The organism is Kitasatospora sp. NBC_01266, from assembly GCF_036242395.1.
In the GTDB taxonomy this organism is placed as follows: Bacteria; Actinomycetota; Actinomycetes; order Streptomycetales; family Streptomycetaceae; genus Kitasatospora.
This window is the reverse complement of sequence record NZ_CP108458.1, coordinates 2602915-2615258: the sequence shown is the minus strand read 5'-3', so window position 1 is coordinate 2615258 and position 12344 is coordinate 2602915. Positions and strand designations below refer to the sequence as shown.

At 71.0% G+C, this 12344-nt stretch carries 11 protein-coding genes; 4 read left to right on the top strand and 7 right to left on the bottom strand.

From position 1 onward, the window contains the following. The first annotated feature begins 230 nt into the window (after positions 1 to 230). Positions 231 to 470, top strand: coding sequence for a hypothetical protein (locus OG403_RS11005; protein WP_329563629.1), 240 nt, complete (start codon positions 231 to 233; stop codon positions 468 to 470). Positions 471 to 657: 187 nt separating this feature from the next. On the opposite strand, the gene OG403_RS11000 is transcribed toward OG403_RS11005, so the two are convergent. The 7 genes from OG403_RS11000 to OG403_RS10970 all read right to left on the bottom strand — a co-directional run bounded on the left by OG403_RS11000 (position 658) and on the right by OG403_RS10970 (position 7502). Then, a complete protein-coding gene (locus OG403_RS11000) occupies positions 658 to 2058 on the bottom strand; it encodes a condensation domain-containing protein (RefSeq protein ID WP_329563627.1) in 1401 nt (466 codons plus the stop codon). After that, on the bottom strand, positions 2051 to 2863 hold the full coding sequence (locus OG403_RS10995) for an ABC transporter permease (RefSeq protein WP_329563625.1): 813 nt from the start codon (positions 2861 to 2863) through the stop codon (positions 2051 to 2053). Before OG403_RS10995 ends, OG403_RS11000 begins: the two co-directional genes overlap by 8 nt. Continuing rightward, complete coding sequence (locus OG403_RS10990; protein WP_329563623.1) at positions 2824 to 3627, bottom strand: ABC transporter permease; 804 nt, start codon at positions 3625 to 3627, stop codon at positions 2824 to 2826. Before OG403_RS10990 ends, OG403_RS10995 begins: the two co-directional genes overlap by 40 nt. Continuing rightward, complete coding sequence (locus tag OG403_RS10985; RefSeq protein ID WP_329563622.1) at positions 3624 to 4601, bottom strand: ABC transporter ATP-binding protein; 978 nt, start codon at positions 4599 to 4601, stop codon at positions 3624 to 3626. The genes OG403_RS10990 and OG403_RS10985 overlap by 4 nt, the downstream gene beginning before the upstream one ends. Positions 4602 to 4924: 323 nt before the next feature. Next, entirely contained in the window at positions 4925 to 5878 is a 954-nt protein-coding gene (gene argF / locus OG403_RS10980) for an ornithine carbamoyltransferase (RefSeq protein ID WP_329563620.1), read from the bottom strand. A 24-nt stretch (positions 5879 to 5902) separates the two neighbouring features. Then, positions 5903 to 6706, bottom strand: coding sequence for a phytanoyl-CoA dioxygenase family protein (locus tag OG403_RS10975; protein WP_329563619.1), 804 nt, complete (start codon positions 6704 to 6706; stop codon positions 5903 to 5905). Positions 6707 to 6719: 13 nt separating this feature from the next. Continuing rightward, entirely contained in the window at positions 6720 to 7502 is a 783-nt protein-coding gene (locus OG403_RS10970) for an SDR family NAD(P)-dependent oxidoreductase (RefSeq protein ID WP_329563617.1), read from the bottom strand. A 407-nt stretch (positions 7503 to 7909) separates the two neighbouring features. Here OG403_RS10970 and OG403_RS10965 point away from each other — a divergent pair, with 407 nt between their 5' ends. From OG403_RS10965 to OG403_RS10955, 3 genes are read left to right on the top strand one after another with little or no spacing between them, the layout of a single operon-like run. Further along, complete coding sequence (locus OG403_RS10965; protein ID WP_329563616.1) at positions 7910 to 10387, top strand: dCTP deaminase domain-containing protein; 2478 nt, start codon at positions 7910 to 7912, stop codon at positions 10385 to 10387. Continuing rightward, positions 10380 to 11573 carry a hypothetical protein gene (locus OG403_RS10960; protein ID WP_329563614.1) on the top strand — a complete coding sequence of 398 codons (1194 nt, stop codon included), beginning with the start codon at positions 10380 to 10382 and terminating at the stop codon, positions 11571 to 11573. The genes OG403_RS10965 and OG403_RS10960 overlap by 8 nt, the downstream gene beginning before the upstream one ends. After that, a complete protein-coding gene (locus OG403_RS10955) occupies positions 11570 to 12340 on the top strand; it encodes an HAD hydrolase-like protein (RefSeq protein ID WP_329563613.1) in 771 nt (256 codons plus the stop codon). The genes OG403_RS10960 and OG403_RS10955 overlap by 4 nt, the downstream gene beginning before the upstream one ends. Positions 12341 to 12344: the final 4 nt, after the last annotated feature.

Sequence of the window (12344 nt, the reverse complement as noted above, 5' to 3'; positions counted from 1 at the left end):
ATCAGGCAGATTGGCACGCTTTCGAGAAGGTTCTCGACCGAGCCAGGTACGGGGCTGGATCCACGTCGCCGAGGGTCGTGTACCCGTGGGCCCAGTGGCGATTGATCAGAGGCAGGGGACAGGGCATCTACGGGCCGCATTGCTGATCGCGCCTGTGCTCGCACCCCTCGTCCGCGCCGGAATCCAGATCGGACACTGCCAGGCATACCTGCGCGGCCCAGTTGCGGGACATGGCGAGAGCGGAGCCCGAGGCACTGGTGCGCGGCGTCCGTTCCGCGCAGCTCCTCGGTCTGCCCGACGGCGAGTCGCCGGGGCTGAACCCGTTGCAGCAGGAGATCTGGCGGGCCTTCGAAGGCCATGTCCGGTACACCGCCATCCACGACGAGGACACCTACTACCCCGACGCCCTCGACGCCATCGACCAGACCCGCCACAGCATCTGGCTCTGGTCCCCCTGGACATGGCTCTGATCTGCATGAATATCACCCTCAGGTTGGGGCTGGTGCACATCCGGTGCACACCGGGGTGGCCTGGCGGTCGGGCCGCCCTGCGACAGCGCCGACCGGCGACAGCCGCGCCTCGGACGCCGCCGGTAGCAGGACCACCCGTGCCACGTTCACAGGCTCCCTCAGGCGATCAGCCGCGGGCCTCGGCTGATCAGGAAGCGGTGTGGCGTGCGGGGGCGGGGCCGAGCGCGGCCTCGCACCTGGCCAGGACCTCGGCGACGCGGGTGGCGGGGTCGGTGGCCAGGCGATGCAGTTCCTCGTCGAACCAGGCGAGCAGTGTGTGCAGTCGCGGTTGCGGGAGCAGCAGGGGATCGGCTCGCAGGTGGATCGGCAGGTCGGGACCGCCGTACACCTTGAGGTCGAAGCGCGGGCCGATCTGGCGGTTGGGGCGGGTCGGCTCGATCAGCGGCGGCTGCGAGGTGCGGTCGACGAGGGCGTCGGCAGCCTCGTCGGTGGGGACGTCCTGGGCCATGAAGTTGTAGAAGTGGTCGAAGCCGAGGGTGATCCCGCGTTCGGCGCGGACCAGTGCGGTGACCGCGTCGATGTCGTAGGAGCCGAACCAGTAGGCCCTGAAGGAGTCGGCCTGCACCTGCCTGGCGTGCTCCGCAAAGGTGTCGGGCGCCGCACCGAGGTCCAGCGCGAGCGGGGCGTACTGGTTCATCGAGCTGACCAGGGTGCGCCACGGAGCGGTGAACCGGTTGCTCGACTGGAGGGTGAGGACCACCTGCGAGGTGCCGGTCACGGTTGCCAGCGCCAACGAGTTGAGCGCCAGCAGGACCCCTTGCGGTGGCACTGCCAGCCGCTGGGCGGCGCTGCCGAGGGCGGCGCGGGTTCCCGGTGAGCGCAGCACCGCCTCGATCCGCCCGGGGTGGTGGCCGGCCTCGTCGGGCACCGGGAAGAGCGTGGCGGGCAGCGTGTCCAGCAGCCGGCGCCAGTGGTCCAGGGCCGCCTGGCGCCGTCCCCCGTTGGCCTCCGAATGCTGATCCAGGGCCAGCTCGCGCGGTTGTGCGGGTGTCTCGTCCAGCCAGCGCTGTCCGTCCGGGTCGTCGCCACCGAGCAGGGCGGTGAGCTCGCCTCGCAGCCGCCGCAGTGCGAAGCCGTCCGCGAGGATGTGGTCGGTGACCAGGACCGCGTAGCTCGGCCTGCCGCGGTCGGTGACCAGGATGAACCGGCGGGCGAAGTCCCGCTCCCGCTCGATGCGTTCGCGGGTCAGTCCGCGCGCCGCGGCCTGTGCCTCGGCCCTGGTGGCGCCCGCGCACTCGACGGTGGCCACCTGCGCCGGGCCGGCGTCCGGGCGGACGTACTGCACCGGTCCGTGCGGGGTGTCGACGAAGTGCGTCCGCAGCGACTCGTGCCGTCGGCACAGGATGCCGAAGGCCTCGACCACCCGTTGCGCCGGGCAGCCGTCCGGCACCCGCGCGGCGGTGCTGAGATACGTCTCGACCCACCGGTCGGGCGGCCACTGCGCCATGACCCGCCAGACCGACAGCTGTCCGAAGGTCAGTGGAACCGCACCGGCGTCCGGCATCGTCCGGCCCCTCTCCTCACGCATCGTCAAGTCCGGCCTGCTCCCGGCTGAGCTTCTCCAGCAGGCGCAGCACGAACAGGGCCAGCAGCACCAGCATGGCCGCCTTCAGCAGCTCCCAGCCCAGCAGACCCGGCACGCCCGGGCTCTGCGAGAGCGCGCGACGGGCCGCCTCGATGCCCTGCGACATCGGGACCAGCTCGCCGATCGCGGCCAGCCAGCCGGGCAGCCGGTCGAGCGGGATGTTCACTCCGCAGACCAGCAGCATGGCGTACAGCACCACGTTGGCCAGGAAGGTGGCCTCCCGGGTGCGCAGCGCGACGGCGCCGATGACCAGCCCGCAGGCGCTGCACGACAGAGCGGTGACCAGGACGGCCAGGGCGAGCTGGGGCAGCGCGGCCGGCGGGATGCGCAGCCAGCCCAGCGCGGTGCCCAGGGCCAGCATGACCGCCGAGGTGAGCGCGCCGATCAGGACGGCCGGCCCGATCCGGCCACCGAACATCACCGCCCGGTTGGCCGGGGTGGCCAGCACCGCGGTGAGCGTGCCGCTCATCCGCTCGCCCTGGATCGACATGGCCGGGGCGAACAGCCCCGCCATCGCGCAGGCGTTCAGGGCGTTGCCCACCACGTAGTACTCGGTGGGGTAGCTGCCCAGGTAGTGGCCGAGGTGGACGAACCAGATCAGCTGGACGACCGGCACTCCGAGCACGGTGGGGATGAACGCGGAGGGCCGCATCCAGCGGAACAGGGCCAGATGGGAACGCCACCCGGCGACGAAGAACAGCCGCGGGGTCACTGCAGCGCCAGGGTGCCGCTGGAGCGTGCCAGCCATTCGAATCTCCTCTGCAGGACCAGGGTTATCGCGACGTAGCAGACCGAGAGCAGGGCACACATGGCCACCGCCGGGCCGGCTTGCGGGCTGCCGGCCGCCGCCCCCTCCAGGGCCTTGACACCCCAGGTGGGGGCGAGCAGGTAGGAGACGGTGCGCATCGGTCCGGACAGGGTGGAGATCGGCACCAGCATGCCGCTGAGCATCCACACCGGGTACTCGAAGAAGTTGGCCAGCGACTGCGCGGTCGGATAGAGGATGAACGCGGAGGCCATCAGCAGTCCGAGCATGCCGAGCGCCAGCACGGTGGCCACCACCGCAGCCAAGAAGAGCAGCGGGCTGGCGATGTGCAGCGGCATGCCGAAGAGCAGCGCGCTCCACAGCAGGGTGGCGCCCAGCCCGTAGACGCCCAGTGAGGCCGCGGCGACGGTGAACGGCAGAGTGATCAGGAAGGTTGAGCGGGGGCTGGCCACCAGCGGTTCGAGGATCTGCATCAGCCGCAGTCGGGTGATGGCGTTCCCCGAGCCGAGCAGGGTGGCGGACCACATGCCCATCAGCGCGGCGCTCAGCGCCACGTCGACGGGCGCGACGTGCCGGGTCGAAGCGCCGAACATGTAGAAGGCCAGCGAGGCGAAGATCAGCGGCAGCAGCACGCACTGGAACAGGTAGAGCCGCGAGCGCAGTAGCTGCGACAGCTCCAGCCGCCAGGCGCGGACCAGATATCCGGAATCGGCCCGCAGAGCGACGAGGGTGGCCCGGGCGGTCATCGCCCGCCGCCGGAGATCAGGGCGACATACGCATCCTCCAGGGTGGGCTCGCGCTTGACCACGTTGCGGATGTCGAGCCCGGCCAGCTCGGCAAGCACGGCGGCGGTCACGTCGGTCTGCTGACCGCTGTGGATGTCGAGCGACTGGCCGCCGTCCTGCTCGGTCAGGTTCACCGACCGGATCCCGGTCAGCGCCCGCAGCCTGGCCAGATGGCCGTCGTCGACGCCGTTGGCGCGCACGGTCAGTACCACCTGTCCGTCGGTCTGCTTCTTGAGCGACTCCGGGGTGCCCTCGGCGATCTTGCGGCCGTCGCGCATCACCGCGACCCGGTCGCACAGCTCCTCGGCCTCGAACATGTAGTGCGTGGTGAGCAGTACGGTCCGGCCCTGCTGACGGAGCTGTTCGCGCACCAGGGCCCGCAGCTCGCGGGCGCCCACCGGGTCGATCCCGTTGCTCGGTTCGTCGAGGATGACCACCTGGGGGTCGTGCAGCAGACCGCGGGCGATGTGCAGCCGCTGCTTCATACCCCGCGAGTAGGTCTCCACCCGCTTCCGCTCCTGTCCCAACAGGCCGACCATGTCGAGCAGTTCGGGTATCCGCCGCTTCTGCTCGCGGTACGGGATGCCGTACAGGTCGGCGAAGAGCAGCAGGTTGTCGCGCGCCGACAGCCGGGCGTACAGGCCGGCGTCCCCGCCGAGGATGACCCCGATCAGCCGGCGGACCGCCTGCGCCTGCGTCACCACGTCGTGCCCGAGGACGCGGACCTGGCCGGAGGTGGGCAGCAGGACCGTCATGAGGATCTTTGCGGTGCTGGTCTTGCCGGCGCCGTTGGGTCCGAGCAGTCCGACCGTCTCGCCGCGCTCCACCTGGAGCGACAGCCCGTCCACCGCGCGCTTGGTCGTGCCCTGCGGCCTGCGGAAGGTGCGGGTGAGGGCATCGATTGCGATGGCTGGTCCGGAAGTTGATTCCCGCATGTGGCCCTGGTTCGTGAGTAGTGGTTCCAGACCAGCTCGTTAGTGGGCTGGTGGACTGTCGCAAGGCTGAGTTCGTAGCGGTCCCGTGGGCATCGGGCAGACTCCTGTCGCGTCCCGGCCCGTCGAGCCTCATGAGTGACCGGTGGCGCCCGGTGCCTTCGGGCCGCTGCGGAACTCGAGCCCATCGCGTGATCGTTGATCTTCGCGGTGTGAGCCCGCCGCAGGGTGACTTCTTCACTTCGTCCCGAGCCATCGAGCTCTGCACAGAACGGGGCCCCTGTGGGTCTGGTCCGCCGGGGCTTGGCGCCCGTGATGACGGGTCGTCAGAGCTCCAGTAGCCAGCGAAAGATGGCCTGCAGCAGGAACTTCTTGTTCTCGATACCACCGTCCCAGACCAGCGACTGCGGGCCGTCGATCACCTCGGCGGTGACCTCCTGCCCCCGGTAGGCGGGTAGCGAGTGCAGATAGACGGCGTCGGGTGCGGCCTTGGCCAGCAGCGCGGCGTCCACCTGGTACGGCCGGAAGGCGGCCAGCCGCTCGGGTGTCAGCTCGACGCCCATCGAGGCGAAGGTGTCGCCCACCACGGCGTGCGCGCCGACCACGGCCTCGGCCGGGTCCCGGTGGAGGGACACTCGGGCGCCGCGCTCGGCGGCCCAGGCGAGCACCCCCGGGTCGGGCTCGTGGCCTTCCGGGGTGGCGATGCGCAGTTCGAAGTCGAGCAGCGCGGCCGCGTGGATGAAGGAGTTGAGCATGTTGTTGCCGTCGCCCGGCCAGGCGACGGTCCGACCGGCGATCGGCCCGCGCTGCTGTTCGAAGGTCATGATGTCGACCAGCGGACGGAACGGGTGGCTGTGGTCCGAGCAGCCGTTGATCACCGGGACGGCGCTGTGGCGGGCGAACTCCAGCAGGTCCTGGTGGCGGCGGGCGCGGTAGAGGATCAGGTCGGTGTTCTTGCTCAGCACCCGGGCCGTGTCGCCGACGGTCTCGCCGCGGCTGAGCTGGGTGTCGGCGGCCGGCAGCACGATGGCGCGGCCGCCGAGGTCGTGGGTGGCGATCTCGAAGTGCAGCCGGGTGCGGGTGGCCGGCTTCTCCAGCAGCAGGGAGACGTAGCGGCCGGTCAGGAAGCGCTCGCTGTCCTGCGGGCGGCGGCCGTGGCGCTGCCGGTCGGCCGCGATCACAAGCGCCTCGTCCAGCCAGCCGCGCAGGGTCGCGGGGGAGTGGTCGGCCAGGTCGAGGAGGTGGCGCGTGCTCTGGGGCCGCTGCGTGGGGTCGGACATGGCGGGCTCGGCTTTCACTAGGTGTCAGTTGGCGAGCAGTGGCTCGGTGAGCGCCGTGACGGGGGCGGGCTCGCGGTTGGCGATCCAGCTCGGCCGCGGCTGGGCCACTGGCCGCAGCTGGTTGTGCATGGCCGCGTAGCGGGCGAAGACGATGGTGCGCAGCGCGGGCGAGAGGTTCGGCGGCGAGCTGTGCAGCAGGTTCCCGTGGAAGACGAAGACGGTGCCACGCACGCCGCGGGTGGAGGCCAGCCCGTACTGGTCCACCAGCCGAGCCAGCGTTCGCGGGTCGACCTCGTGCCGGAACTCGGCGTTCACGGTGTTCTCCCAGCCGCTCGCGTCGGGCCGGGTGGCGGTCTCCTCTTCCAGCCCGGCCCGGTGCGTCTGGGGGACGACGAACAGCGGGCCGTTGAACTCGGTGACCTCGTCCAGGTAGAGCGCGACGCTGAGCACGCTGTCGTTGGGCATGCCGTCCTCGCGGTGCCAGTACAGGTAGTCCTGGTGCCACTTCCAGACGTCGCCGAGCACGGAGGCCTTGGGGTTGAGCTGGGTCTGGTAGAGGTACACCTGGTCACTGAGCAGCGCGCGGGCCGGGCCGAGCAGCCGCGGGTCGCGGACCAGGCGGTCGAAGAGTTCGCTGAGCCCGTGCACCCAGTAGACGGACCGGGTGATGTCGCTGTCCTTCTCCAGGATCCGCTGCGGGCAGTCCAGGGCGGACAGCCGGGCGGCCTCGTCCGCCAGTGCCTCGATCTCCCGCGCGTCGAACAGCACCGGGAGGGAGAGGTACCCCTGGTGGTGGAAGAGCTCGACGTCCTCGTGGCTGAGCTGCATTGTTCGTTCCTTGCTAGGTGTCCGCGAGATCCGGCGCCGGACGGGCGGCCAGACCCAGGGCGAAGGGCTGGTCGGTGGGCATGATCTCGATCAGGTTGACGTTCACGTGCGGAGGTTGGTCCAGACACCAGACGACGGTCCGGGCGATGTCGGCGGCGTCCAGCGGGTGCGTGCCCCGGTAGAAGTCGTCGGCCCGCTGCTGGTCGCCGTCGAACCGGACCAGGGCGAACCCGGTCCGTGCCATGCCGGGCGAGATGCACGACACCCGCACTCCGGTGCCGTTCAGTTCGCTGCGCAGGTTCAGGCTGAGCTGCTGGACGAAGGCCTTGGTCGCGGCGTAGACATTGCCGCCCAGGTAGGGGTAGGAGGCCGCGATGGAGCCGACGTTGACAACATGGCCGGCGCCGCGCGCGATCATCCCCGGCAGCAGTGCACGGGTGCAGTGCAGCATGCCTGACACATTGGTGTCGATCATCTGCTGCCAGTCGTCCGGATCCCCGTCCGCCAGCGGTCCGTAACCCCGGGACAGCCCGGCGCTGTTGACCAGCGCCGCCACTTCGGGTCCCTGCTCGGCGAGGCCGGGCAGCACTGCCATGACCGCCCGGCGGTCCCGTACGTCGATGGCCAACGGCACGATCCGGCCCGGGTGTTGTTCGGCCGCCAGGGCCTCCAGCCGGTCAGCGCGCCGGGCCACCGCATAGACCAGGTGACCGGCCGCCGCCAGCAGGCGTGCGGTCGCGAGACCGAAGCCGGAGGAGGCACCGGTCACGACGATCCCGGGGACGTCCTCGGACATGCTGTGCCCCGTTCCTGTAGGTGCGCGCTGCGGCCGTCGGGTCAGGTTCATGCAATTTTATGCATGACCATCCGACGGAAAGAGTGGGTGATCCGGAAGATCGGCGTCAATCTTCTCAGTCTCAGATCTCATGATCTGAGACTGGTGTGACTGGTGGTGCGTCAGATCGCCGATATTGTCCAAGAAGTGACCAATAGTTACCAATATCAAACACAGTCAAACGCGAAGATGTGGACGTTGCGCGTCCGTCTATTGATCTAGGACTTAGGTCGTGCCATCATGTAATTGCATAGTTATGCAGGAGTTGGCGGGTGTTGAGATCCGCCGCTGATCCCTTGGCCGCCCGGGCCCGCAGGCCCGGAGTGCCGGTCAGGCCACCTTGTGAGCATGGGTAGGAGCAGGACACGGTGATCCTCACGGGCAGCGAGATCGCACGAGAACGAAGCAACGGCCGCATCACCATCGACCCGTTCGTTCCGGAACAGGTGAACCCGAACAGCTACAACTTCCGGCTCGGCAACCGCCTGCGGGTCTATACAGACCCGCCGTTGGACCCCCGAACGCCCAATGCCTACGAGGAGTTGGAGATCCCGGCCGAGGGTTACGTGCTGGAGCCGGGCCGGCTCTACCTGGCCCACACCGAGGAGGTGCTCGGTAGTCGGTACTACGCCCCGACCTTCGCGGCCCGCTCCTCGGTCGCCCGGCTCGGCCTGTTCATCAACCTGTCGGCCAGCCTCGGCGACATCGGCTTCGAGGGCCAGTGGACCCTGCAGCTGTACGCGCTGAACCGGTTGCGGGTGTACCCCGGCATGAACATCGGGCAGATGATGTGGTGGTGCCCGCTGGGCGAGATCGAGCTCTACGAGGGCAAGTACCAGGGCTCGGTGGGCCCGCGCTCCAGCGACATCCACCGTGACTTCGAGAAGACGGCCACCCGGCTGCGCTTCCCGGGGCTCGGCGCCGACAGCGGGCCGGAGCTGGTCGGCGGGAAGTTCGCCGCGCTCTCGACCGCCTCGCGGTCCTTCCCGGTGCCCGCCGCCTTCGCCGTTCCGGCCGCCGAGTTCGCCGCCGCACTCGACCCCGAGGACGCCCGACTGCTCGCCGAGCAGTTCGCCGAACTGCGGGCCACCGTCGGGGCCTTCTTCACCGAGTCGGCCGAGCTGATCGGCCGGACCGCAGCCCGGGTCGCGCTGGCGCAGGAGACCCGCCGGCTGCTGACGCTGCGGCTGCGGGACGTGTTCGGCGAGCTGTCCGGCCGCCGGTTCGCGGTCCGCTCCTCCGGTCTGGACGAGGACGGTGCGACCGCGAGCCTGGCCGGAGTGCACCAGAGCCTCTTGGACGTCGTCGGCCCCGACGGTGTGCTGGACGCGATCGAGGAGTGCTGGCGCTCCTACTACGCTCCTCCGGCCATCGCCGCCCGGGTCCGGGCCGGGGACTTCGACTCCGCGCCCCGGCTGGCGGTGATCGTGCAGGAGCTGGTCGACGCGCAGCTCGCCGGGGTCGCCTTCACCGGCCTGGACGCCGGCTCGCAGGACATCACGATCGAGTATGTCGAGGGCCTGGCGGAGGAGTTGATGGCCGGCGCGGCGGCGCCGTACCGGCTGACCGCCGCCGAGGTGCCCGCGCTGCCCGTCGCGCACGCCGAGGTCCTGCGCGAGGTGATCCGGCTGACCGGCGAACTGCGCGCCGCGCGCGGCCACGACGTGGACGTGGAATGGGCGGCCGACCGGCGCGGCGTGCACCTGCTGCAGGTCAGGCGGGTCACCGCCCGGCGCACCCGGCCGGCCGAGAGCCCGTTCTGGACCAGCAGGCTGTACTTCGAGAACCCGCCGGCCGGCGCCCCGCTGCGGGAGGTGGCCGCCGTGTACGCCGGGTACAGCGCCAAGCGCGGCCCCGCCCACCGGCTGGCCGGTGAACTGGGCGTCCAGGTCGGGCGCGGCTGGGTGGTGGGCTTCACCGGGGCCGGGCTGCACGACCCGGCCAACGCCGAGCGGCTGGACCGCACCCTGGCCGAGGGCCGCAGCCCGTCCTGCGTGCTGGACTTCGGGGACACCCTGAGGCAGATCGTGGTGCCCAGGCGGGAGGTGCTCCGGCGGCTGATCGAGGTCAGCGGTGCCACCGCCGGCTCGGACCGCGAACACGCGGTGATCGTGCGCGACTTCGTCAGGGGCGACCTCGGAGTGATCTCCCGCCGGGCCGGTGCGGACCTGGTGGTGGAGTACACCCCGGACGGTCTGCTGGCGCTGAACCGGGGCACCGCCGGAGCCGAGGCGATCGTGGTCGACGCCGCCGGTGCGGTGTGCGCGCCCGACTCGGCCGCTCCGGTGCTGCGCCACCTCGACGCGATCGACCGGTTCACCACCGCCATGCAGGCCAGGTATGGCGAGGTCACCCTGGAGTGGGTGCTGGACGGGGACGCCCTGCTCTTCGTCGACTACTCGGTGCTCGGCGCGGACGCCCTGCTCACCGGCGGCGAGGGGGTGCGGATCAGCGACGGCGCCGCGAGCGGACCGCTGCTCACCCTGTCGGACGACGAACTGCTGCGCCGGCTGTCCATCGGCCCGGCGGTGAGCATCGACAAGTCCAAGGACGTCACCGAGTACGCCGAACTGGCGCGGCTGCTGGACAAGGTACGCGGGATGCCGGAGCCCCCGGTGGTGCGGGCCAGCCGCCCGTACGCCGTGCTGTCCGTGCTGATCGGGTCGGTGGCCGGCTTCGTCTTCGAGCAGGGCTCGGCCCTGTGCCATCTCGCGATCCTGCTGCGCGAGGAGGGGGTGCCGGCCGTCGCCGCCACCGGTCTGGACGAGGCGCCGGACGGCGCCCAGGCCGCCATCAGCGCGGGCACGATCACTGTCGCGTCCACCTCGAGGAGTCATGATGTCTGAGGACCAGCGCCGGGCGTGGCTCGCCATCGGCGGAATCCACCTGCTCAACGGCACCGCGCCGGCCGCAGCCGACGAGCCGATCGTGCTGCTCTCGGTGCCCGCCGCGGAGACGGTCGTCCCCAGCAGCACCGTGGTGCTGGACTGGGCCGCGCTCGGGGACTGCGCGGCGATCGCGGTCACCGCGGCCGGGGAGCCGCGCGGCGAGGCGGTGATCGCCGGCGCCGACCTCTTCGAGTTCGCCGTGGCGGGCCCCGCGCTGCGTGAACTCGCCGGTTCCACCGCCTCGTTGGTGCCGCTCTGCTATCTCGCCCCGGCGGCCGAGGGCGGCTACTACGTGCACGGCCAGGTGCGGTTCCTGGCGGAGGACGCCTGCTTCGTGCGGATCACCTCGGAGCCGGTGGGAGACGGCCCGGTCGAGCGGCTCGACTGGCTGGCCCCGGCCCTGGCGGCGCACGCGGAGCACGCGCTGTTCCTCAACAACCACCAGCGCTACTACCACAAGTGCTTTCCCGGCCAGGAGTTGGAGTACAAGTACACCCTGGACCCGGCACCGGACGGCTGGGCGCTCACCCTCGAGCTGCACCGCCGGATCCGGGCCGGCCGGCTGCCCGGCTATGTCATGGAGTATCGCGACGAGTTCCAGGCCTGGGACTACTCCAACCACCTGTTCGACGTGACGGCGCCCGAGGCGGAGCGGGGCTACGTCTCGTTCATCCCGACCACCGACGGTCGCCAGCTGATGAAGCGCAAGTGGTACGCCGAGGACGCCTTTGCCCGCCGCGAGGAGCACACCTACGGGCTGGACCTCGACCCGGCCTGCTACGCCGACTACGTGCGCACCGAACTCGGTCTGCAGGTAAGGCCGTTGCCGCCGTTTCGGCGGGTCAGGTACGACGTCAACTTCGAGTCGGTGCGCACTGGCCACGTCTACGGCATCTTCTTCGACCACTGCTCGCTGTACCAGCGGCGCGACGTGGTGCTCTCCCAGTGCGAACTGGAGTACCTGCGCACCCGCAGCCCGCTGGAGCCGGACGAGCCGGCCGCACTGGCCGAGCTGGAGGAGTTGGCCCGGTGGCTGGAGGCCTACCTGGCCGAGCACGGCCTGAACAGCCAGCGCTCGTACTACTCCAAGCGCACCTTCCTGCGCGACGCCGTCGCCCGCCACCCCGAACTGGACGTGGCGTGACCGGGCCGGTGCGGGCCGCGCTGATCGACCTGGACGGCACGCTGTACAGCCGAGGCCGGCTGATCCCTGGGGCGGTGCGGGCGGTGGCCGCGCTGCGCGAGGCCGGTACGGTGCTCCGGTTCCTCACCAACACCGACTCCAGGCTGCCCGCCGCGGTGCGGGACGAACTCGCCGCACTCGGCCTGGAGGTCGCGGAGGCCGAGTTGTTCACCCCGGTGGCGGCCGCCGAACGGCTGCTGGCGGCCGAGCTCGCGGCGGCGCTGCTGGTGGTGTCTCGGGAGGTCCGGCCGGCCCTGGAGCGGTTCGCCGGAGGGTCGGCGGTCACCCATGTCGTGGTCGGCGACTGCCGGGACGTGCTGGACTACCCGCTGCTCGACCAGGCTTTCCGTGCCCTGCGCGGCGGGGCCGCCCTGGTCGCGCTGCAGCGCGGCCGCTACTTCCGCGCCGCCGACGGGGACCACCTGGACACCGGCGCGGTGGTGGCTGCACTGGAGTACGCCTCCGGGCAGCAGGCCCGGGTGGTCGGCAAGCCGTCCGCCGAGTTCTTCGCGCTGGCCGCGGCCTCGGCCGGCCACCCGGCCGCGCACTGCGCGGTGGTCGGCGACGACGCGACCACCGACATCGCGGGCGGCGACGCGATCGGCGCGCTCACCGTCCAGGTGCGCACCGGCAAGTACGCCGACCAGCGCGGCGAGGGCGGGTACCCCCGGGCCCGCCGGGTGATCGACAGCATCGCCGACCTGCCGGCCCTGCTGGGACGGGGCTGAGGCG